The sequence below is a fragment of the Arthrobacter sp. DNA4 genome (assembly GCF_024362385.1).
Lineage (GTDB): Bacteria > Actinomycetota > Actinomycetes > Actinomycetales > Micrococcaceae > Arthrobacter.
On record NZ_CP101466.1, the window covers coordinates 4124816 to 4146148 of the forward strand.

The window sequence follows — 21333 nt, forward strand, 5'->3', positions numbered from 1 at the left end:
TTCAACGATGACGACCTCAGTAGAAACTTCCAAGCACTACGTCCCTGAGGACCTGCCCACCCACATCCAGCACTACATCAACGGCCAGTTCGTTGACTCCGTGGGCGGCAAGACCTTCGATGTCCTGGACCCGGTGTCCAACCGGAACTACGCCACCGCCGCGGCCGGTCAAAAGGAAGACATCGACCTCGCCGTCGCCGCAGCCCGCGAAGCGTTCGTGAATGGCCCTTGGCCGAAGATGAAGCCCCGCGAACGGGCCCGGATCCTGAACAAGATCGCCGACGCCGTCGAGGCCCAGGAAGCCCGCCTCGCCGAACTCGAAACCTTCGATACCGGCCTGCCCATTACGCAGGCCAAGGGCCAGGCCCTCCGCGCCGCCGAGAACTTCCGCTTCTTCGCTGACCTGATCGTGGCCCAGTTTGATGACGCCATGAAGGTCCCGGGCTCGCAGATCAACTATGTGAACCGCAAACCGATCGGCGTCGCGGGCCTCATCACCCCGTGGAACACCCCGTTCATGCTCGAGTCCTGGAAGCTGGCCCCCGCGCTGGCCACCGGCAACACCGTGGTCCTCAAGCCGGCCGAGTTCACGCCGCTCTCCGCGTCGCTGTGGGCCACCATCTTCAAGGACGCCGGCCTTCCCGACGGCGTCTTCAACCTGGTCAACGGCCTGGGCGAGGAAGCCGGCGACGCGCTGGTGAAGCACCCGGACGTCCCGCTGATCTCCTTCACCGGCGAGACCACCACCGGCCAGACGATCTTCCGGAACGCCGCCGCCAACCTCAAGGGCCTCTCCATGGAGCTTGGTGGCAAGTCCCCGTGCGTCGTTTTCGCGGACGCCGACCTGGACGCCGCCATCGATTCCGCCCTGTTCGGCGTCTTCTCCCTCAACGGCGAACGCTGCACCGCCGGCTCCCGCATCCTGGTTGAGCGCGCCATCTATGACGAGTTCTGCGGGAAGTACGCCGCCCGCGCAAAGAACATCGTGGTGGGCGATCCGCACGACCCCAAGACCCAGGTGGGCGCCCTGGTCCACCCCGAGCACTACGAGAAGGTGGCATCCTACGTGGAGATCGGCAAGTCCGAAGGCCGGCTCCTGGCCGGCGGCGGCCGCCCCGACCACCTGCCCGAAGGCAACTACATCGCACCCACGGTGTTTGCCGACGTCGCCCCCGACGCCCGGATCTTCCAGGAGGAAATCTTCGGACCCGTCGTGGCCATCACCCCGTTCGAGAACGACGACGAGGCCCTCGCCCTGGCGAACAACACCAAGTACGGCCTGGCCGCCTACATCTGGACCCAGAACCTCACCCGGGCCCACAACTTCTCGCAGAACGTCGAGGCCGGCATGGTGTGGCTGAACAGCCACAACGTCCGGGACCTGCGCACCCCGTTCGGCGGCGTCAAGGCCTCCGGGCTGGGCCACGAGGGCGGCTACCGCTCCATCGACTTCTACACCGACCAGCAGGCCGTGCACATCACGCTCGGTACCGTCCACACCCCCAAATTCGGCGCCTAAGCGCTCCCACCCACCTTTTCAAAGAAGAGAGAATCCAATGACCAACTTCGTCCCCACCCCCACCGTCCCGGCACCGGACATCGTCCGCTGCGCCTACATGGAAATCGTGGTCACGGACCTCGCCAGGTCCCGTGAGTTCTACGTGGACGTCCTGGGCCTGCACGTCACCGAGGAAGACGAGAACAACATCTACCTGCGCTCCCTGGAGGAGTTCATCCACCACAACCTGGTGCTGCGCAAGGGTCCCATCGCCGCCGTCGCGGCCTTCGCCTACCGCGTGAAGTCCCCCGCCGAGGTGGACGCCGCCGAGGCCTACTACAAGGAGCTCGGCTGCCGGGTGGAGCGCCGCAAGGAAGGCTTCACCAAGGGCATCGGCGACTCCGTCCGCGTGGAGGACCCGCTGGGCTTCCCCTACGAGTTCTTCCACGAGGTGGAGCACGTGGAGCGCCTCACCCAGCGCTACGACCTCTACTCCGCCGGTGAACTGGTCCGTTTGGACCACTTCAACCAGGTGACCCCGGACGTCCCCAAGGGCCGCAAGTACCTGGAGGACCTGGGCTTCCGCGTCTCCGAGGACATCAAGGATTCCGACGGCGTCACCTACGCCGCGTGGATGCACCGCAAGCAGACCGTCCACGATACCGCCCTCACCGGCGGCAACGGCCCGCGCATGCACCACGTCGCGTTCGCCACCCACGAGAAGCACAACATCATCCAGATATGCGACAAGATGGGCGCCCTGCGCATCAGCGACCGGATCGAACGCGGCCCCGGCCGGCACGGCGTCTCCAACGCCTTCTACCTCTACATCCTGGACCCGGACGGCCACCGCATCGAGATCTACACCCAGGACTACTACACCGGCGACCCGGACAACCCCACCATCACCTGGGACGTCCACGACAACCAGCGCCGCGACTGGTGGGGCAACCCCGTGGTCCCGTCCTGGTACACCGAGGCTTCCCTGGTCCTGGACCTGGACGGCAACCCGCAGCCGGTCATCGTCCGCGAGGAAAAGTCCGAGATGGCCGTGACCGTGGGCGCCGACGGCTTCTCCTACACCCGCAAGCCGGAGGGTGAAGCTGCCGAGGGCTTCAAGCTGGGAGTCCAGGTCTAACCATGCTGGAGCCGACGACGATTGAGGCCATCGCGGACGAACTGGTGCAAGCCGGCCGGACCCGCACCCCTGTCCCCCGCCTGACCGCCCGCTACCCGGAGATGACGGTGGAGGACTCCTACGCGGTGCAGCAGCTGTGGCGCCGCCGGAATGAGGACGCCGGCCGGACCCTGGTGGGGCGCAAGATCGGCCTCACGTCCAAGGCCATGCAGGCCGCCACCGGCATCACCGAACCGGACTACGGCGCCATCTTCGACGACATGGTGCTGGAAACCGGCTGCTCCGTGGAGTGGGACCGGTACACGCATCCGCGGGTGGAGGTGGAACTGGCGTTCGTCCTGAAAGACGGGCTGAAGGGCCCGGGCGTCACCATCTTCGATGTCCTGAAGGCCACCGACTACGTGGTTCCGGCCCTCGAAATCCTGGACTCCAGGATCGAGATGGAGGGCCGGACCATCGTGGACACCATCTCGGACAACGCCGCGATGGGTGCCATGGTGATCGGCGGCAACCCGGTCAAGCCGGACGCGGTGGACCTCCGCTGGGTCTCCGCCATCCTCTACAAGAACCAGACCGTGGAGGAAACCGGTGTGGCCGCCGGAGTCCTGGACCACCCTGCCAACGGGGTCCACTGGCTGGCCAACAAGATCGCCGCCCATGGTGACTCTTTGAAGGCCGGGGATATCATCCTGGCGGGGTCCTTCACCCGTCCCCTGTGGGTCTACAAGGGCGACACCGTGCACGCTGACTACGGCCCCCTGGGAGTTGTGACATGCCGTTTCGAGTAGAGGACACTTTCCGCTCCGCCTTGGCTGAAGCGGGCCGTCCGCTCGCCGGGATGTGGGTCTGCTCCGGCAGCCCGCTGATCGCCGAACTCTGCGCCGGCCTGGACTGGCTCCTGGTGGACGCCGAGCACAGCCCCAACGGACTCGAATCCATCCTCGCCCAGCTGCAGGCCGTCCACGGCTACCCGGTCCACACCCTGGTCCGGCCGCCGGTCAACGACACCGTGGTGATCAAGCAGTACCTGGACCTTGGGGTGCAGAACCTGCTGATCCCCATGGTCAACTCCGTGGCCGAGGCTGAAGCCGCGGTGGCCGCGACCCGCTACCCCCCGCAGGGTGTCCGCGGAGTGGGCTCCGCACTGGCCCGCGCCGCCCGCTGGAACCGGGTACCCGATTACCTGGCCCGGGCCAACGAGACCATCAGCGTCACGGTCCAGATTGAATCCACCGCCGCCGTGGCAGCGGTGGAGGACATCCTGAAGGTGGACGGGGTGGACGCCGTCTTTATTGGGCCGTCCGACCTCGCCGCCTCCATGGGCCTGCTGGGACAGCAGGAACACCCCGAGGTGCGCGCCGCCGTCGAACACTGCCTGTCATCTGCCGCAGCGGCCGGGAAGCCCGCCGGTGTGAACGCCTTCAACCCGGACACGGCCCAGCATTACCTCACGAACGGCGCCGGCTTCATCCTGGTGGGCGCCGACGTCGCCATACTGGCCCGCGGCTCCGAAGCCCTCGCCGCAAAATACATACCGCACCCGGCGGCTGGCCCTGACGAAACCCGTCCCAGCTACTGACCCTCCCTTCCTAAGGACTTCCCATGACAGTTACTGCTGCGCTGCCCCCTGCCCTCACACCGGAGCGCGAAGCCGCGCTCCTTGCTTCCGTGCCCACAGGTCTTTTGATTAACGGTGAGTGGGTGGAGGCGTCCGACGGCGGCACGTTCGATGTGCACGACCCCGCCACCGGGAAGGTCCTCGCCACCCTCGCCTCCGCCACGAGCGCCGACGCGATCGCTGCGCTGGACGCGGCCGACGCCGCCCAGGCCTCCTGGGCCCGCACCGCACCCCGGGTACGGGCCGAGATCCTCCGGAAGGCGTTCGACCTCGTGACTGAGCGGGCGGAGGACTTCGCGCTGCTGATGACCCTGGAAATGGGCAAGCCACTGGCCGAGGCCCGCGGCGAAGTAACCTACGGGGCGGAGTTCCTGCGCTGGTTCTCCGAGGAAACCGTCCGCGACTACGGCCGCTACCTCACCACGCCCGAAGGCAAAAACAAGATCCTGGTCCAGCACAAACCCGTCGGGCCCTGCCTGCTCATCACGCCCTGGAACTTCCCGCTGGCGATGGCCACCCGCAAGGTCGCCCCCGCCGTCGCTGCCGGCTGCACCATGGTCCTCAAGCCCGCCAAGCTCACGCCGTTGACGGCGCAGTACTTCGCGCAGACCATGCTCGACGCCGGCCTGCCCGCGGGCGTGCTGAACGTCGTCGCCTCGTCCTCGGCCTCGGGGATTTCCGGGCCGCTGCTGAAGGACTCCCGGCTGCGGAAGGTCTCGTTCACCGGGTCCACCCCGGTCGGCAAGCGCCTGATGTCCGACGCCGCGCAGAACGTCCTGCGCACCTCGATGGAGCTGGGCGGGAACGCTCCGTTCATCGTGTTCGCGGACGCGGACCTGGACGCCGCGGTTGAAGGGGCGATGGCGGCGAAGATGCGGAACATGGGCGAGGCCTGCACCGCGGCCAACCGCTTCCTCGTCCACGAAGCCGTGGCGCAGGAATTTACCCGGAAGTTCGCCGCCGCCATGGCAGCCCTGACCACCGGCCGCGGCACCGACCCGGACAGTAAAGTCGGGCCGCTGATCGACGCCGGCGCCCGCGACGACGTCCACACCCTCGTCACCGACGCCGTCCAGTCCGGGGCCGTAGCCGTCACCGGCGGCGCCCCCGTGGACGGGCCCGGCTACTTCTACCAGCCCACCGTCCTGGCCAACGTGCCCAACGATGCAGCCATCCTGGGCCAGGAAATCTTCGGGCCCGTCGCCCCCGTCACCACCTTCAGCAGCGAGCAGCAAGCCATCGAACTGGCCAACAACACCGAGTACGGTCTCGCGTCCTACCTCTACAGCCGGGACTTCAACCGACTCCTGCGGGTGGCGGAGCAGATCGAATTCGGGATGGTCGGGTTCAACGCCGGCGTCATTTCCAACGCCGCAGCACCCTTCGGCGGCGTCAAACAATCAGGCCTCGGACGTGAGGGCGGCTCCGAAGGCCTCGCCGAATACACCACCACCCAGTACATCGGCATCGCCGACCCCCGCGCGGCCCAATAAGACCGCCCAAACTGGCCCAGTTATCACTGCGGGACTCCGGAAACCCGGGGTCCCGCAGTCGTTAATCGCCCAAAAGTGGGCCAGTGTGACACACACCCGCCGGCGTTCGCTCCAGCACAACAGTCCTGCGCACAAAGACAAGAGCCTGGAACGGGGTGCAACCCACACTGGGAGTAACCCGCTACGCCGACCGGCTGGCGTCCTTGCCTACTCGAAGTGGAGTATCCCTTGGAAACCTATGATGCGCTTCTCGCGTCCATCGCCCCCGCCACCGGCACCGGCCGGACCATCTTTGACCCTGCCACCGGTGAAGCCGTGGGCGAAGCCCCCATCCACGGCCTCGACTACCTGGAAAACGCCGTCTCCGCCGCCGTCGCCGCCCAGCCGGCCTGGGCTGCCCTGGGCCACGACGCAAGGTCCGCCGCGCTCCTCAAAGCAGCCGACGCCGTCGAACGCTCCGCCGAGGAACTCGCCCAACTGCTCTCCCGCGAGCAGGGCAAACCCCTCAACGGCCCCAACGCCCGTTTCGAAGTCGGCGCCTGCGTCGCGTGGCTCCGCGCCACCGCCGGCCTGCCGCTGGAACCGGAAACCATCGTGGACGACGGCGAGACCCGTGCCGAGCTGCACTACCGGCCCATCGGCGTCGTCGGCGCGATCGGCCCCTGGAACTGGCCCATGATGATCGCCGTCTGGCAGCTCGCCCCGGCCCTGCGCATGGGCAACGCCGTGGTGGTCAAGCCCTCGGGCAACACGCCGCTGTCCGTCCTGGCCCTGGTCAAGGTCCTCAACGAGGAACTCCCTGACGGCATCCTCTCGGTGGTTTCCTGCGGCCGCGAAGTGGGCGCGCGGCTCACCGACCACCCCGCCATCGGCAAGATCATGTTCACCGGTTCCACCGCCGGCGGCCGCGCCATCATCAAGTCCTCCGCGGACACCGTCAAGCGGCTCACCCTGGAACTGGGCGGCAACGACGCCGGCATCGTCCTGCCCGACGCCGACCCCAAAGCCATCGCCCAGGACATCTTCTGGGGCGCGTTCCTGAACACCGGCCAGACCTGCGCCGCGCTCAAGCGCCTCTACGTCCACGACAGCATCTACGACGCTGTCTGCGAGGAACTTGTAGCGGTTGCGAAGGCGATGCCCATGGGCAACGGCCTGGACGAGAACAACGTCCTGGGCCCGCTGCAGAACAAGGCCCAGTACGACGTCGTGGCGAACCTCGTGGAGGCAGCGAAGGCTTCCGGAGCACGCGTCCTGCTGGGCGGCGACCCGGATACCAGCCAGCCCGGCTACTTCTACCCCACCACCCTGGTAGCCGACATCGACAACGACAACCCGCTGGTGGCCGAGGAACAGTTCGGCCCGGCCCTGCCGATCATCCGCTACAGCACCATCGACGAAGCAGTGGAGAAGGCGAACGGACTCGACGTCGGACTGGGCGCCTCCGTGTGGTCCCCGGACCTGAAGGCCGCCCGCGACGTCGCAGCCCGGATCCAGGCCGGCACGGTGTGGATCAACCGGCACGGCGCCGTTGATCCGCGCATCCCCTTCGGCGGCGCGAAGCAGTCCGGTTACGGCGTGGAGTTCGGCGTCGAAGGCCTCAAAGCGCTCGGCGTCCCCCAGGTCATCAACGGCTGATCGGGACTTCAACGGCGGGGGTCCTGCATGCAACCCGCATGCAGGACCCCCGCTGTACTGTTGGCCGGTGTTGCTAGCCCATGGCCGGTGCGGCGGACGTCCGGCCGGCGAACTGCCGGCGGGCCCAGCGGGCGAGCTTCTTGCCCTTGCCCTTCCACCAGTTGTCCTCGTCCTTGTTGTAGTGGAAGCGGAAGACGATGGCCACCAGCACGAACATGCCCATCACCACGTCAACCCAGGACGACATCACCAGGGCGATGAAGACGGTCAAGGCGTTGGCCATGACCGACGGAATGGCCAAGGTCCGGAACACGGTGCTGGCCACGAAGCGCCGGTGCGACCTCGGGACGGACAACTCGCGGACCATGTCGAAGCAGACGCAGACCACCACGATGGTCTGGCCGATGGCCAGCAGGACCTGTCCTGGCACGGAGCCGCTGAAGGCAGCCACGGCTTCCATTCCCGGGCTCACGGCCGGGCCTTGCTGCTAAGAGCTTTGCTGAGAACTTTAAACACGGAAAACCCCCAGAACTTGCGGAACCATCGCCGCTGATCCGGCGATGGTTCCATTCAAGTTTCAGGGGGCTTTTCCGTCACGAGTAGTGGGTACTCTAATTTCGCGGAACGCCGGAATGCGGTACCTGCCGGCCTGGGTCCTACTGGCTTGGTTCTACTGCCCGATGGCCCGCGGCCGCCATACCACCATGGCCTGGGACCTCGGCCGGGGCCGCTGCCCACGCGCCAGGCTCACCACGTCACCGGCGGCGCCGGCAGCAAAGATCCGGGAGTCCACCGCCCGCGGACGGCGGCCCAGTTCCTCGGTGAGTTCCGAGATCCGGCTTTGGAGCGCGGCCACCTGGTTTTCGAGTTCCAGGATGCGCTTGATCCCCTCCAGCGACACACCCTCGTGGGACAGCCGCTGCACTTCGCGCAGCATGTTCACGTCACGCTGCGAGTAGCGCCGGGACTTGCCCGGGGCACGGCTGGGCTTCACGATGCCGAGCCGGTCGTACTGCCGCAGGGTCTGCGGGTGCATGTCCGCCAGCTCGGCAGCCACGGAGATCACGAAGATCGGCTGGTCAGCACTGATGTCCACGGCTCACCTCCGCTCCTAGAGCCGGGCCTTGGCTGCCAGGCCCTCACGGACATCCGCCGACGACGTGGCTTCGGCGAATGCCTTGACCGCAGCTTCGGCATCCTTGTTGAGATTCTTGGGAACCGCGACGTCGATGGTCACCAGGAGGTCGCCCGTGGCCTTGGACGTCTTCACGCCTTTGCCCTTGACCCGCAGGGTACGGCCCGACGGCGTGCCCGCCGGGACGCGCACCTTCACCTTTTCGCCGTCGATGGTGGGAACCTCGATGTCCGCTCCCAAAGCAGCCTCCGGGAAGGTGACGGGTACGTGGATGCGGAGGTTGTCGCCGTCGCGCGTGTAGAAGGCATGGGGCTGGACGGAGACGGAGACCACCAGGTCGCCGTTGCCTGCAGCACCGGGCTGGCCCTTGCCGCGCACACGGACCTTCTGGCCGTCCTTGATGCCGGCCGGAACGCGGACGTCGATGACCTCGCCGCTGGGCTCGCGCAGGCCGATGGTGGTCCCGCGGATGGACCCGGCGAAGGAAATGCTGGTGGTCGCGGTACGGTCGGCACCCTTCTGCGGGGTGCGCTGGAAACCGGGTGCGCCGCCGAAGCCGCCGAAGAGGTCTGCGAACTCGGGCGGGATCCCGCCGCCGGCGGGGTTGAACCCTCCGGCGTGACGCCCGGTGTTGCCGGTGAACAGGCCACCGAACATGTCCTCGAAACCGCCGTTCGTGGCGCCGGCGCCGCCGGGAGCAAAACGTGCACCGCTGCCCATGGCCCGGATCGCGTCATACTGCTGGCGCTCATCGGGATCCGAAAGCACCGAATAGGCCTCGGAGATGTCCTTGAACTTCTTTTCGGAAGCAGCGTTCCCCGCGTTCGTATCAGGGTGGTGCTGCCGCGCAAGCTTCCGGTAGGCCTTCTTGATATCGGCTTCGGAAGCGTCCTTGGCAACACCAAGGATCTTGTAAAAGTCCTTGTCCACCCAATCCTGGCTAGCCAATGGCGTTTCCTTTCAAAAGTTATGGGTCGGTGGTTGAGCCAGCCGGAACCGGCCGGCTTAACCACCGAAGGTAATGCTACGCAGGGACCGCGACGATGACCTGGGCTGCGCGGAGGACGCGTTCTCCTGATTTGTAGCCTGAGCGGAGGACCTGGCTGACGGTGTCAACCTCAATGTCCTCGCCGGGCTGCTGGATCAGGGCCTCGTGGATCGTGGGATCGAACTCCACGCCGGTCTCGTTGATGCGGACCAGGCCGTAGGTCTTCAGCGCGTTCTCCAGTTTCGTGGCGATCGCGGCGAAGGGACCGTCGGTCAGGTCGCCGTGCTGCCGTGCGGCGTCGACGTCGTCCAGGACCGGGAGCAGGGAGTTCAGGACGCCGATGACGGCCATCTCCCCTGCCACGGCGCGGTCGCGTTCAACGCGTTTGCGGTAGTTGACGTACTCAGCCTGGAGGCGGAGCAGGTCGTTGCGCAGTTCGGCTGCCTCGGCGTTGCCAGCGGACCCTGCGGGCGCACCCTGGGCCACGGATTCCTCGGCCGGCACGTCCACGCCGTTGAGAATCTCCTCGGCCTGGGCCAGCGCGTCGCCGTCGGAATCCGCTGCTCCGGCCTGGGAACCGGCCCCGGGGGCGGACTGGCCGCCCTCCGGGTGCCGGGCCTGCCCGGTCACCGGGTCAACCTTGCGGTTGTCCCGGATGACCGGCTCCTGGCCGTTGCCCTGCGTGTTCTGCTGGCTTGCGGATGTGTTGTGCTCTTCCTCGTTACCGTGGTGCGGCATGGGTTACTTCTTCGCTTCGTCTTCGTCGATGATCTCGGCGTCGACGATGTCTTCGTCGGAGGAACCTGCCGATGCGCCGGGGGCACCCTCGGCACCTGCAGCGCCTGCGCCGTCCGGCGAACCGGGCTGGGCGTAGATGGCTTCGCCGAGCTTGGTCTGCGAAGCCTGCAGCTTCTCGAACGCGGACTTCACGGCGGCGTCGTCGGTGCCTTCGAGGGCCTTCTTGAGGCTGTCGACATCGCCCTGGACCTCGGTCTTGACCTCTTCGGGCAGCTTGTCCGCGTTGTCGGCGATCAGCTTGTCCACGGAGTAAGCCAGCTGTTCGGCGGTGTTGCGGGTGTCGGTTGCCTCGCGGCGGGCCTTGTCCTCGGCTGCGTGCTCCTCGGCGTCACGGACCATGCGGTCAATGTCTTCCTTGGAGAGGCTGGAGCCACCCGTGATGGTCATGGACTGTTCCTTGCCGGTGCCCTTGTCCTTCGCGGAGACGTGGACGATGCCGTTGGCGTCGATGTCGAAGGTGACCTCGATCTGCGGGATGCCGCGCGGAGCCGGGGCGATGCCGGTCAGCTCGAATGTGCCCAGCGGCTTGTTGTCCCGGGTGAACTCGCGCTCGCCCTGGAAGACCTGGATGGCCACGGACGGCTGGTTGTCATCAGCCGTGGTGAAGGTCTCGGACCGCTTGGTGGGGATGGCGGTGTTGCGCTCGATCAGGTGCGTCATCACGCCACCCTTGGTTTCGATGCCGAGGGACAGCGGGGTGACGTCGATCAGGAGGACGTCCTTGCGCTCACCCTTCAGCACACCGGCCTGCAGGGCTGCACCAACGGCCACAACCTCATCCGGGTTCACGCCCTTGTTCGGCTCCTTGCCGCCGGCGAGTTCCTTGACCAGGTCGTACACGGCGGGCATACGGGTGGAACCACCAACGAGGACGATGTGGTTGATGTCGGAGAGCTTAATGCCGGCTTCCTTGATGACATCGTGGAACGGCTTCTTGGTGCGCTCCAGCAGGTCCTTGGTGAGGTCCTGGAACTTGGCGCGGGTCAGCTGCTCGTCCAGGTGGACCGGGCCATCGGGGGTGACGGACAGGTACTGGAGCGAGACGTTGGTGCTGGTGGAGGAAGAGAGTTCCTTCTTGGCCTGCTCAGCGGCTTCGCGGAGGCGCTGCAGGGCGATCTTGTCCTTGGACAGGTCGATGCCCTTGACCTTGAGCTGGTTCAGCAGGTAGTCGACGACGCGCTGGTCCCAGTCGTCGCCGCCCAGGCGGTTGTCACCGGCGGTGGCGCGGACCTGGATGGTGGAGAAGTTGTCTTCGTCCTTGCCGACTTCCAGCAGGGAGACGTCGAAGGTACCGCCACCGAGGTCGAAGACCAGGATGAGTTCGTCTTCCTTGCCCTTGTCCAGGCCGTAGGCGAGGGCTGCGGCGGTGGGCTCGTTGACGATGCGCAGGACGTTCAGGCCTGCGATTTCGCCGGCTTCCTTGGTGGCCTGGCGCTCGGCGTCGTTGAAGTAGGCCGGGACGGTGATGACGGCGTCGGTGACCTTTTCACCCAGGTAGGACTCGGCGTCGTTCTTCAGCTTCATGAGGATACGCGCGGAGATTTCCTGCGGGGTGTACTTCTTGGCGTCGATGTCCACCTTCCAGTCGGTGCCCATGTGGCGCTTGACCGACGCGATGGTGCGCTCGATGTTGTTGACGGCCTGGCGCTTGGCGATCTCGCCAACCAGGACCTCGCCGGACTTGGAGAATGCAACGACCGACGGCGTGGTGCGGCCACCCTCGGCGTTGGCAATAACGGTGGGCTCGCCACCTTCGAGAACGGAGACGACGGAGTTGGTGGTTCCGAGGTCGATACCTACTGCACGTGACATGTGTTGCTTCCTTCTTTCCTTGGAAACTGGTTGGCGCCCTAAGCATTGAGCGTTCTGCACTCAACTCTACTCAGCCGTCAAAGGATGTCAACACAAGTTGAGTGAACTACGCTCAACTTTGCTCAGGGCGTACAACAGCGCACGACGGCGGCACGCGCCGGCGGCGCGGAGGCGTCAGTCCGCGCCGGGCGCATCCAGGACCGCGGCGAGCAATCCGGGGAACCGGGCATCAAGGTCCTCGGCGCGCAGGGTCAGCCTGCGGCCGCGCCCGTTGGCCTCATTGCGGATCACCCCGGCCTCGCGCAACACCTTCATCAGGTGGGACTTGGTGGACTTGGGCATGTCCGGGTTGCTCAGGGCGCATTCGGCCATGTCGAGGGGGCCGGCACGGAGCTGGCGTGCGATTTCCAGCCGGTCGGGATCGCTCAGGGCGAAGAGCACACTGGGCAAGTGGAGGTCCGCGCGTTCGGGATGGGTGAGGTTCGCCGGTGTAGCCACGGTTCGACTTTAGTTGAACCATCGCGGAGATGCCAGTAGTCTGAGGTTTCGATTATTTTCGAACCAACCACACCCCCAATGCAGAAGGCGGCATGTTGTGACGCACTCACCCGCAGTCCGGCCCCAAGAGGCACGCCGGCGGCTGGGCTTTGCCCTGATCGCGGCTGCCACGGCAGCGATGATGGCCGGAGCCAGCGCGCCGTCCCCGTTCTACCCCACCCTGCAGGAGCAGCTGCACCTGCTGCCGGTGGCCACCACCGGGATCTTCGCCGTCTACGCCGTGGCCCTCCTGGCGGCCCTGCTGGTCTTCGGTTCCATCTCCGACCACCTCGGCCGCCGCCCGGTCATCAGCGCGGCATTCCTCCTGCTCGCCGGCAGCGTCGTGACCTTCCTGGCAGCCGATTCGCTGGCGATGCTGCTGGCGGCCCGCGTCCTCCAGGGGGTGGCCAGCGGCATCCTCCTCACCACGCTCTCCGCGGCCATCGCCGATCTGGAACCGGAGGATGACCCGGGCTCCAGCGCCGCCTGGAACACGGTGGCACCCTTGGGCGGCCTGGCCCTGGGCGCGCTGGCATCGGGCCTGCTGCTGGACCTCCTCGCGGAGCCCCGCGTGCTGGTGTTCGTCTCGCTCTCGGTCCTGTACGTGGCGTTCGCCGCACTGGTGTGGGCCTGCCCGGAAACCTCACCCCGCACGGCCGGGGCGGCGGCTTCACTCAAGCCGCACCTGACCCTGCCGCCGGTCGCACGCCGCGCATTCCTCACCGGCGCCCCGGCCGTTTTTGCCGGCTGGGCCACGGGCGGGCTGTACCTCTCCCTTGGCGCCGCGATCGTGCACACCACTTTCGGCATCCGGGAGCATCTGTGGCAGGGCATGGTGATCACCATCCTGGCGGGGACAGGAGCCGCGTCGGCGGCCTTCCTGCACCGCTTTGGAGCCCGCACCATCACCATTTTCGGCACCACGGCGCTGGCCGTGGGGACCGCACTGTCGCTGCTGGCCCTCGGCCTGGATTCGTTTGGCCTGTTCCTGGCCGCTGTGGTGGTGGCAGGCGCCGGTTTCGGCACTGCCTTCATGGGCGTCATCCGGTCCATCAGCCCCCTGGTGGAGGATCATGAACGCGCCGGGACTTTTGCCTCGCTCTTCGTCGTGGCCTACACGGCCTTCGGCGTTCCGGCAGTGCTGGCAGGCCTGCTTGCCCCCATCCTGTCCCTCCCGGTCACCACCTACGCCTATGGCAGCCTGGTGACGGTCCTGGCTGCGGTGGCAGCCATCAGCCGCGCCCGCAGCAAGGACGCCCAACCCACCAACGAGGACGGCCTGGTAGCGGCGGACGCCGTCGGGTAAGGGGACCCTTGCGGGTGCCTACCGGCTGGAGTCGGGGCGCCCATGGAGCGGTCCGCGCTCCTCATCGGTCGCCTGGACCTGGCCGTCGGTGAGGCCCTCGCGGACGGCGCGCTCCGTCCGGGCGCCTCCGGTGGTGCCGGCGTCGCCGTAGTCGCCTTCCTCGTATTCGCCATCCGAAACGTCACGGTCGGGCTCGTTGAGAGTGCCGGCGTCGCCATAGTCGCCGTCCACGTACTGGCCGCCTTCCCCCTCCAGACCGGGTGCGCTGCCGCCCTTGCGGGGCTCCTCGGCTGCAACTTCAGGATTCTCAGTCATGGTGCATCTCTCCTTTGAGGCTCCGCGTCCGTCCGGGCGCACTGGCAGTCTATCGACGGGGCGGGCGCACCAACAGGCCTTGAACCGCCCCCCGTCAGGAGGGCTGCACCGGCAGCCCCGCGGTCCCTGCCAGGACGGCGAGGTGATGGTCGAAGAGTTCATGCGGTGCCCGGAAGGTGTCCGGCCCGTACTGGTTGAACACTTCGAAGCTGACGGCACCAAACAGGGAGCTCCACACCAAAACGCCCCGCGCCACCAGCTCGTCCGGAATGGCCAGCCCGAATTCCCGGCGGATGGCCTCCAGGTCCGCGGCCAGGGTGGGCGGAAGCTGCGGGGATGGTCCCGCAACCGCCAACTGCCCCGCCCGGGAGGCGGCGTCCAGGATGCCGATGAGGCTGACGATGACGCGCGTGCCGGGGCCCGTGGTGCGCTCGGCCGGGGCGTTGTAGCCGGGAACCGGGCTGCCGAACAGAAGCGCATAGCTGGCAGGCTCGCGCAGCGCCCACGCCCTGACGGCTCCCCCCAGGGCCAGGAACCGGCCAAGATGGTCGCCCTCCGGCGCCGCCGCAACGGCCGCGTCCACCTCATCCCCCAGTTCGCCGAAGGCATCGATAAGCAGCAGCGTGAGCAGTTCGTCCCGGCTCTCCACATAGCGGTAAACGGCGGAGGACACCACTCCCAGATCCCTTGCCACGGCCCGCAGGGAGAGGGCGGCCGCGCCGTCGGTGGCCAGGTGCCGCCTGCCCAGCCGGATAATGTCCGCCACGGTCTGCGACCGCGCGCGCTGCCGGGGCGTCAGGGGCCGGGCCTGGTTGGCGGTTGTTCCGCGGGCATCATCCATGACCCCAGCATGCCACAAACGAGAGCGCGGGGAGCTAAAGAGAGCACCGCTCTTGACTTTGCCATCCTGGACGCGCATTCTTGCTTTCGAGAGCACTGCTCTCATTTACTGAAAGGGAGACAGACGTGCCTGACGTATTTGTTGTGACCGGGGCGGGACCCGTGGGCTGGACGGTAGCGGAACAATTGGCTGACCGGGGACGGCAGGTGCGCGTCCTGACCCGGTCGGGCAGCGGACCGGACCACCCGCTCATCGAGCGGATCCAGGGGGACGCGAAGGATCCTGCGGTCCTGGGGGACACTCTTGCCGGCGCCAACGCCGTCTTTCATTGCATCCACGGATCGGCGTACACCGCGGCGGCCTGGCGGGCAGAGCTGCCTGCCGCCGAGCAGGCAGTGCTCAGCGCCGCGCAGGAGGTGGGCGCCGTCGTCGTCTTCCCTGAAAGCCTCTACTCCTACAGCGAGCCGGACCGCGTGATCACCGAGGCCGCCCGCGCCGGGCCACCGGGGGCAAGCGCGGCGTCCGGACGGCACTGCTGCAGGCCCGCGAGGCCTCAGCCACGCCCACGGTAAGCGTGGTGGTAGCGACTTCTTTGGACCGCGCGTCCGGATGGCGCACGCCGGCGAGCGCATGGTGGCGCCGGTCCTTGCCGGAAGGAACGTCAGCGTGATGGGAAGCGCCAGCCAGCCGCACTCATTCACCTACGTACCCGACCTGGTAAGCGCCATGATCGCGGCCGCTGACCAACCGTCCGCCTGGAACGCCGTCTGGCATGCCCCGACGGGGCCGGCGCGCACGCAAAAGGAACTTGCTGCGGCCTTCGCTGCGGCGGCGGGACGGCCCGCCCCGAAGGTGCGCGCCCTTCCCGGCTGGACACTCCGGGCGGCGGCACTGGTTTCAGCCGGAGCCCGCGAGCTGGCGGAGATGCTGTACCAGTTTGAGCAGCCCTTCATCATGGACTCCGCAGCTTCCGAGGCAGCGCTTGGAGTCAGCCACACGCCGCTGGAAACGGCTGCTGCCGCCACCGTGGAGTGGTGGCGGCAGCAGCGTTAGGCCGGGCGGAACGCGGGGGCTAGCGGGCGGGAACCTCTTCCCGGGGCTCGACGCCGGGCTCCCGGGGCTGCACGGCGTCCCGGCCATCGGTCCGCCCCAGCTTGCTGGGCCACCAGATCTTCGGCCCGATGTCGTAGGCCAGGGCCGGCACCAGCAGCGAGCGCACCAGCACGGTATCGAGCAGGACACCGAACGCCACGATGAAGGCCAGCTGCACCAGGAACATGATGGGGATGACGCCAAGGGCGGCGAACGTTGCGGCCAGCACCACGCCGGCCGAGGTAATGACGCCGCCGGTCACCACCAGGCCGCGCAGGATGCCGGGCCGGGTGGTGTGCTTGAGCGATTCCTCGCGGACGCGGCTCATCAGGAAGATGTTGTAGTCCACGCCCAGGGCCACCAGGAAGACGAAGCCGAACAGTGGAACGGTGGCGTCGGCTCCCGGGAAACCGAAGAGGTTGTTGAACACGAAGGCCGAGACTCCCAGTGCGGCCGCGTAGGAGAGCACCACGGAGAGCACCAGCAGGACCGGGGCCACGATGGAGCGCAGCAGCAGCATCAGGATGAAGAGGATCACCAACAGGACCACCGGGATGATGACCAGCAGGTCGCGCTGGGCGGTGGTGTTGGTGTCCAGGGCGGTGGCAGTCACGCCACCTACCAGGGCGCCGGGATCAACGGCCTTCACCTCGGTGCGCAGGGCCTTGATGGTCTCCTCCGCTTCCAGCGAGTCCGCGGCGTTCTTCAGCGTGGCGTTGATGAGGACCTTCCCGTCCCGGACGTCCGGTGCGGTGGGAGCGCCCGGGGCTCCGGTGACGGGCACGCTGCCGCGGCCCAGCAGGTAAGCCTCGCCCACGCCGTCGTCGGCTTTCACCTTGTCCAGCACCTCCGCGGCTTTGCCCTGGTCGGCAACCACGACGGCGGGGCTGCCGCTGCCGGCGTCGAAGTGGCGCGCCAACGCGTCCTGGCCGTCCACAGCGTTGGACGCGGTGAGGATGACGTCCGTCTGCGGCACGCCGTTGGCTTTCAGCTGGAACAGTCCGCCCGCGGCCACGAGGAGCAGGAGGACCGAGGCGACCCAGACGGTCCTGGGTCGCCGCGAAACGAGCGACCCGGTGGCCCGCCACAGGCCCTTCTGGCCCTCCAGTCCGGTGACCAGTTCGGGTTCACGCTGGTCTGCGGGGAGGAGCTTGGGGCGGAACGGCCAGAACGCGGCGCGGCCGAGCAGTGCCATCAGGGCGGGCAGCAGGGTCAGTGCGGCGAACAGGGCACAGAGGATGCCTGCGGCGGCCACCGGGCCCAGGGCCTTGTTGGAGTTCAGGTCGGAGAAGAGCAGGCACAGGAGCGCGATGATTACGGTGGCGCCGGAAGCCAGGATGGGCTCGAAGGACGCCTTCCAGGCGGTCAGGACGGCGGCCGTGCGGTTGGTGGTGTGGGTAAGGGCCTCGCGGAAGCGGGCCACGAAGAGCAGGGCGTAGTCGGTGGCGGCACCGATCACCAGGATGGAGAGGATGCCCTGGCTTTGTCCGTTGAGCTGGATCCAGCCCGCCTTCGCCATGCCGAAGACCAGCAGGATGGCCGCACACAGGGCAAACACGGATGTCAGCAGCACCATGATGGGCAGCAGCAGGGACCGGTAGACGATCAGGAGGATCACAAACACGGCGGAGAGGGCCACGAGCAGGAGAATGCCGTCAATGCCGCCGAAGGCCGCCGTCAGGTCTGCCGCGAGGCCTGCCGGACCGGTCACGAAGGTCCGGGCACCGTCCGGCGCCGCCTCTTCCACCGTACTGCGGAGTTCCTTGACGGCGTCCTTGATTTCGTCCGAGGACCCAATGGGAACCACGAACTGGACGGCCTTGGCGTCCTTGGACGGAATCGGGCCAATGACAGTGCTGCCCAGCTTGAGGTTCTCCAGGCCGGTCTTCAGGGTGGCCAGCTCCCCGAGCTGCTGGGGCGTGAAGGCCCCGTCCTGCTCGATGACGATGATGCCGGGAACCTCATCGGAGTCGCGGAACTTCGCCTGCCAGTCCTGCGCCTCCGTGGCTTCGGCGCTGGCGGGCAGGAAGGATGCCTGGTCGTTGGAGGAGACCTCCTCCAGGCGGCCGAAGGTGGGTCCGCCGACCCCGGCCAGTCCCAGCCACGTCAGCACCAGGACAACGGGTACCAGCCAGCGCAGCCAGAACGGAACGCGTTCCCTGCCAACTTTTGTGCGTTTCATGATGCCTTCCATGGTGAGCGTGGGGAGTAGTATTTGTTCCAGCATAGATTATCTCCATAACAGAGATAAGTGCCAGTCAAGCTTTTTTGGTGATTGGCCCCGACTGGCAGCGGCGGCAGCCGTCGATGCCCGCCGCTGGAGTAATATCCGTCAGGACGCCGGCGCAGGAAATGGGCCGGGAGCAAAGACAAGGGAGGTGGAGATGGCAGAAACAGACGCCCCCCAGCCATCCCCCTTCGAACAGGCGGGCCCGCAGTTCGGCCACCCGCTGCTCCGGATCCTGCAGGAGTTCACCATCGAGGCGAACCGGTACGTGGATGCCGCCGGGGACCGCAAGGACATGCACCGTACGGACATGAACGCACTCGCCGTGATCATGCGCCACACCGCCAGGGGCAACGTGGTCACGCCCGGGCTGCTGCGGAAGGAACTCAACCTGAGCTCCCCCGCCACCACGGCACTGATCGACCGGCTGGACAACTCCGGGCACGTGGTCAGGGAGCGGCACAGCACGGACCGGCGGCAGGTCCAGCTGAAGATGACCCCCAAGGCCTTCCAGGAGGGCGGCGCCATCTTCGCCCCGCTGGCGCAGCGCATGGGCAGTGCCATGGCCGGGTTTACTGAAGAGGAACTGGATACCGTCACCCGCTTCATGACGGCGATGATCGATGCCACCGTGGCGGCAAGGACAGAATCCGGGTAGCCTCCGCTCCCAAGGGGTAGCGTTTGGTTATGAGCGACCAGCAGCCTGAAGACGACGTCTACACGCATGGCCACCACGAGTCCGTAGTCCGCGCCCACGCCGCCAGGACTGCCGAAAATTCGGCCGCGTTCGTCCTCCCCCACCTCACACCGGGATCCACCCTACTCGACGTCGGGTGTGGGCCGGGCACCATCACCTGCGACTTCGCAGCCCTGGTCAACCCCGGCAAAGTCACCGGCCTGGACCGTTCGCCGGACATCGTGGCACAGGCCCAGGCCCTCGCCGTCGAGCGGGAAGTGCCCAACATCGAATTTGTGGCAGGCAACATCTACGACGTGGACTTCGCCGACGAAACGTTCGACGTCGTCCACGCCCACCAGGTGCTCCAGCACCTCACAGACCCCGTCGAGGCATTGCGCGAGATGCGCCGCGTCGCCAAACCCGGCGGCATCGTGGCCGTCCGGGACGCAGACTTTCACGGCATGAGCTGGTACCCGGAGATCCCGGAACTGGACGAGTGGATGGACCTTTACCAGCGGATTGCCCGGCGCAATGGAGCAGAGCCCGACGCCGGGCGGCGGCTGGTCAGCTGGGCCCAGTCTGCGGGATTCACCGACGTCGCCCCCACCAGCAGCAACTGGCTTTACGCCACGGCGCAGCAGCGCCGCTGGCAGGCACGCGTCTGGGGTGAGCGGGTGCTCCATTCCGCCTTCGCCGAGCAGGCGCTGGAGTACGGATTCGCCAACGCGGCCGACCTCGCCCGGATCTCAGCGGGCTGGCACCGCTGGGGCTCCACGGACGACGGCTGGTTCCTGATCCCGAACGGTGAGGTCATCGCGCGGGCCTAGGTTGCATTGCCCCAGCCCTGGCCCGCCGGCCCCTGCGGCTGACGGAAAGACAGGCCTTTGCCCCCGTAAGATTGTGTAGTGCAATTTTCCCTGTGGCTGGCCCTTGCGGGTGCCGGCGCCCTGATCAGCTTCACCCCGGGCGCCGGGGCCATCAACACCATGAGCAACTCGCTGAATGCGGGGTTCCGCCGGTCCATTTGGGGAATTCTGGGCCAGCAGGCGGCGCTGGTCGTGCATGTCCTGATTGTCGCCCTCGGCGTTGGCGTGCTGGTGGCCAGCTCTCCCCTTGCCTTCAACGTGATCCGCTACGCGGGCGCGGCCTACCTGGTGTACCTGGGCATCCGCCAGTTCCTCAGCAAGCCCACGATGGCACAGGAGCAGGCCGCTGCCCTCCGGAACGAACCCGCCTGGTCCATCTTCAGGCGCGGCTTTTGGGTCAACCTGCTGAACCCGAAGGCCATCGTGTTCTTCCTGGCCTTCACCCCCCAGTTCATCCGGCCGGAACAGCCTTTGTTCACCCAGTACGCGGTGCTGACGGCCACCATTGTGGTCATCGATATTTTGGTGATGTGGTTCTTCTTTGCCGCCGCCGCCAGGTCATTCCAGCGCTTCACCAGCACGGAACGGGGCCAGCTGGTCCTCAGCAGGGTGTTCGGCGCCCTGTTCGTGGGGGTGGGCATCCTGCTGGCCCTGATCCACTGACGGGACTGGTTCGCGACGGCGCTTTACGCCAATGTGCAGGTACCCTTTTCAAGCCCAGTAATGCTTCTTTACAAGCCCGTAAATCTTTGTGAACAGGCGGCTAGCCAAAGGTGATGGGAAGCGCGCATGCTTAGTTCCATGACCTCAACGTCGAGCGCATACCGCGTCATCACTGTCTGCACGGGTAACATCTGCCGGTCCCCCATGGCCGAGCTCATGCTCCAGGCAGCGCTCGAACGCGAGGGCCTGGAGGGGCTGGTGGAGGTGGATTCCGCAGGCACCACCGGATACGAGGCCGGCCGGCCCATCGATCCCCGCGCCGCACGCCGCCTCGCCGTGACGCAACTGGCATCGGAACGCCACGTGGCCCGGGAGTGGGCGCCGGAGTGGTTCCGCGAGCGCGACCTGATCCTGGCCCTGGACATTGACCACTACGCCTGGCTCAGCGAAGCCGCACCGGACCAGGAGTCCGTGGACAAGATCCGGATGCTCCGCAGCTTCGATCCCGCCATGGCCGGGAGGGACCGGCTGGAGCAGGGCATCGAGGACCCCTGGTACGGCGGGCATGCGGATTTCGACGCCGTCTGGCACCAGATCCACACGGCGCTGCCGGGCCTGGTCCAGCACATCAAGGCAGCGGTCCTGCAGAACACGCAGCTTCAGCCGCACTAGCAGCTTCCAGGCGCAAT

Annotated in this window: 20 protein-coding genes and 1 pseudogene; 12 read left to right on the forward strand and 9 right to left on the reverse strand. The window is 67.0% G+C overall.

Annotated elements, in window-relative coordinates:
- Positions 1-7: 7 nt before the first annotated feature.
- The 6 genes from hpaE (at position 8) to NMQ03_RS19145 (ending at position 7385) form a co-directional block, all read left to right on the forward strand.
- Positions 8-1519, forward strand: coding sequence for a 5-carboxymethyl-2-hydroxymuconate semialdehyde dehydrogenase (hpaE, locus tag NMQ03_RS19120; protein WP_255173514.1), 1512 nt, complete (start codon positions 8-10; stop codon positions 1517-1519).
- Between the two features lie 37 nt (positions 1520-1556).
- Complete coding sequence (gene hpaD / locus NMQ03_RS19125; protein ID WP_255173515.1) at positions 1557-2636, forward strand: 3,4-dihydroxyphenylacetate 2,3-dioxygenase; 1080 nt, start codon at positions 1557-1559, stop codon at positions 2634-2636.
- 2 nt (positions 2637-2638) lie between these two features.
- Positions 2639-3424: a 2-oxo-hept-4-ene-1,7-dioate hydratase gene (gene hpaH, locus NMQ03_RS19130; RefSeq protein ID WP_255173516.1), complete on the forward strand. Its 786-nt coding sequence runs from the start codon at positions 2639-2641 to the stop codon at positions 3422-3424.
- A complete protein-coding gene (locus tag NMQ03_RS19135; RefSeq protein WP_255173517.1) occupies positions 3409-4215 on the forward strand; it encodes an HpcH/HpaI aldolase/citrate lyase family protein in 807 nt (268 codons plus the stop codon). The genes hpaH and NMQ03_RS19135 overlap by 16 nt, the downstream gene beginning before the upstream one ends.
- Before the next feature lie 23 nt (positions 4216-4238).
- Positions 4239-5747: an NAD-dependent succinate-semialdehyde dehydrogenase gene (locus NMQ03_RS19140; protein WP_255173518.1), complete on the forward strand. Its 1509-nt coding sequence runs from the start codon at positions 4239-4241 to the stop codon at positions 5745-5747.
- A gap of 228 nt (positions 5748-5975) precedes the next feature.
- Positions 5976-7385 (forward strand): aldehyde dehydrogenase family protein, encoded by a 1410-nt coding sequence (locus tag NMQ03_RS19145; protein WP_255173519.1) that lies wholly within the window; start codon positions 5976-5978, stop codon positions 7383-7385.
- A 73-nt stretch (positions 7386-7458) separates the two neighbouring features.
- Here NMQ03_RS19145 and NMQ03_RS19150 read toward each other — a convergent pair whose 3' ends face one another.
- The 6 genes from NMQ03_RS19150 to NMQ03_RS19175 form a co-directional block, all read right to left on the reverse strand.
- Positions 7459-7845 (reverse strand): hypothetical protein, encoded by a 387-nt coding sequence (locus NMQ03_RS19150; protein ID WP_255175673.1) that lies wholly within the window; start codon positions 7843-7845, stop codon positions 7459-7461.
- A gap of 210 nt (positions 7846-8055) precedes the next feature.
- Positions 8056-8481, reverse strand: coding sequence for a heat shock protein transcriptional repressor HspR (locus NMQ03_RS19155; protein WP_141159097.1), 426 nt, complete (start codon positions 8479-8481; stop codon positions 8056-8058).
- Between the two features lie 15 nt (positions 8482-8496).
- Positions 8497-9468 carry a DnaJ C-terminal domain-containing protein gene (locus NMQ03_RS19160; RefSeq protein WP_255173520.1) on the reverse strand — a complete coding sequence of 324 codons (972 nt, stop codon included), beginning with the start codon at positions 9466-9468 and terminating at the stop codon, positions 8497-8499.
- 76 nt (positions 9469-9544) lie between these two features.
- Positions 9545-10246: a nucleotide exchange factor GrpE gene (locus tag NMQ03_RS19165; protein ID WP_255173521.1), complete on the reverse strand. Its 702-nt coding sequence runs from the start codon at positions 10244-10246 to the stop codon at positions 9545-9547.
- Positions 10247-10249: 3 nt separating this feature from the next.
- On the reverse strand, positions 10250-12118 hold the full coding sequence (gene dnaK, locus NMQ03_RS19170; RefSeq protein WP_142029318.1) for a molecular chaperone DnaK: 1869 nt from the start codon (positions 12116-12118) through the stop codon (positions 10250-10252).
- Positions 12119-12292: 174 nt separating this feature from the next.
- Positions 12293-12616, reverse strand: coding sequence for a helix-turn-helix transcriptional regulator (locus tag NMQ03_RS19175; protein ID WP_255173522.1), 324 nt, complete (start codon positions 12614-12616; stop codon positions 12293-12295).
- Between the two features lie 97 nt (positions 12617-12713).
- On the opposite strand from NMQ03_RS19175, the gene NMQ03_RS19180 reads away from it, so the two are divergent.
- Complete coding sequence (locus tag NMQ03_RS19180) at positions 12714-13961, forward strand: MFS transporter (protein ID WP_255173523.1); 1248 nt, start codon at positions 12714-12716, stop codon at positions 13959-13961.
- A gap of 18 nt (positions 13962-13979) precedes the next feature.
- Here the strand turns inward: NMQ03_RS19180 and NMQ03_RS19185 are convergent, their stop codons facing one another.
- The gene (locus tag NMQ03_RS19185; RefSeq protein ID WP_255173524.1) at positions 13980-14276 is read right to left on the reverse strand and encodes a hypothetical protein; all 297 of its coding nucleotides are present in this window, start codon (positions 14274-14276) and stop codon (positions 13980-13982) included.
- Positions 14277-14370: 94 nt separating this feature from the next.
- Complete coding sequence (locus NMQ03_RS19190; protein ID WP_255173525.1) at positions 14371-15117, reverse strand: TetR/AcrR family transcriptional regulator; 747 nt, start codon at positions 15115-15117, stop codon at positions 14371-14373.
- Positions 15118-15242: 125 nt separating this feature from the next.
- Here NMQ03_RS19190 and NMQ03_RS19195 point away from each other — a divergent pair.
- A pseudogene (locus NMQ03_RS19195) lies at positions 15243-16170 on the forward strand (NAD-dependent epimerase/dehydratase family protein).
- Positions 16171-16189: 19 nt separating this feature from the next.
- Here the strand turns inward: NMQ03_RS19195 and NMQ03_RS19200 are convergent.
- Positions 16190-18391 (reverse strand): efflux RND transporter permease subunit, encoded by a 2202-nt coding sequence (locus NMQ03_RS19200; protein WP_255173526.1) that lies wholly within the window; start codon positions 18389-18391, stop codon positions 16190-16192.
- A 202-nt stretch (positions 18392-18593) separates the two neighbouring features.
- Here NMQ03_RS19200 and NMQ03_RS19205 point away from each other — a divergent pair, with 202 nt between their 5' ends.
- The 4 genes from NMQ03_RS19205 (at position 18594) to NMQ03_RS19220 (ending at position 21316) form a co-directional block, all read left to right on the forward strand.
- On the forward strand, positions 18594-19094 hold the full coding sequence (locus tag NMQ03_RS19205; protein WP_255173527.1) for a MarR family winged helix-turn-helix transcriptional regulator: 501 nt from the start codon (positions 18594-18596) through the stop codon (positions 19092-19094).
- Between the two features lie 29 nt (positions 19095-19123).
- Complete coding sequence (locus NMQ03_RS19210) at positions 19124-19942, forward strand: methyltransferase domain-containing protein (RefSeq protein ID WP_255173528.1); 819 nt, start codon at positions 19124-19126, stop codon at positions 19940-19942.
- Between the two features lie 78 nt (positions 19943-20020).
- Complete coding sequence (locus tag NMQ03_RS19215; RefSeq protein WP_255173529.1) at positions 20021-20644, forward strand: LysE family transporter; 624 nt, start codon at positions 20021-20023, stop codon at positions 20642-20644.
- A 138-nt stretch (positions 20645-20782) separates the two neighbouring features.
- Positions 20783-21316, forward strand: a complete 534-nt coding sequence (locus NMQ03_RS19220) for a low molecular weight protein-tyrosine-phosphatase (protein ID WP_255173530.1) — start codon at positions 20783-20785, stop codon at positions 21314-21316.
- The last annotated feature ends 17 nt before the right edge of the window (positions 21317-21333 follow it).

Coding starts and splice junctions, on each gene's coding strand:
- hpaE (WP_255173514.1), top strand. CDS start 8: ATGACGACCTCAGTAGAAACTTCCAAGCACTACGTCCCTGAGGACCTG.
- hpaD (WP_255173515.1), top strand. CDS start 1,557: ATGACCAACTTCGTCCCCACCCCCACCGTCCCGGCACCGGACATCGTC.
- hpaH (WP_255173516.1), top strand. CDS start 2,639: ATGCTGGAGCCGACGACGATTGAGGCCATCGCGGACGAACTGGTGCAA.
- NMQ03_RS19135 (WP_255173517.1), top strand. CDS start 3,409: ATGCCGTTTCGAGTAGAGGACACTTTCCGCTCCGCCTTGGCTGAAGCG.
- NMQ03_RS19140 (WP_255173518.1), top strand. CDS start 4,239: ATGACAGTTACTGCTGCGCTGCCCCCTGCCCTCACACCGGAGCGCGAA.
- NMQ03_RS19150 (WP_255175673.1), bottom strand. CDS start 7,845: ATGGAAGCCGTGGCTGCCTTCAGCGGCTCCGTGCCAGGACAGGTCCTG.
- NMQ03_RS19165 (WP_255173521.1), bottom strand. CDS start 10,246: ATGCCGCACCACGGTAACGAGGAAGAGCACAACACATCCGCAAGCCAG.
- dnaK (WP_142029318.1), bottom strand. CDS start 12,118: ATGTCACGTGCAGTAGGTATCGACCTCGGAACCACCAACTCCGTCGTC.
- NMQ03_RS19185 (WP_255173524.1), bottom strand. CDS start 14,276: ATGACTGAGAATCCTGAAGTTGCAGCCGAGGAGCCCCGCAAGGGCGGC.
- NMQ03_RS19190 (WP_255173525.1), bottom strand. CDS start 15,117: ATGGATGATGCCCGCGGAACAACCGCCAACCAGGCCCGGCCCCTGACG.
- NMQ03_RS19200 (WP_255173526.1), bottom strand. CDS start 18,391: ATGAAACGCACAAAAGTTGGCAGGGAACGCGTTCCGTTCTGGCTGCGC.
- NMQ03_RS19205 (WP_255173527.1), top strand. CDS start 18,594: ATGGCAGAAACAGACGCCCCCCAGCCATCCCCCTTCGAACAGGCGGGC.
- NMQ03_RS19210 (WP_255173528.1), top strand. CDS start 19,124: ATGAGCGACCAGCAGCCTGAAGACGACGTCTACACGCATGGCCACCAC.
- NMQ03_RS19220 (WP_255173530.1), top strand. CDS start 20,783: ATGACCTCAACGTCGAGCGCATACCGCGTCATCACTGTCTGCACGGGT.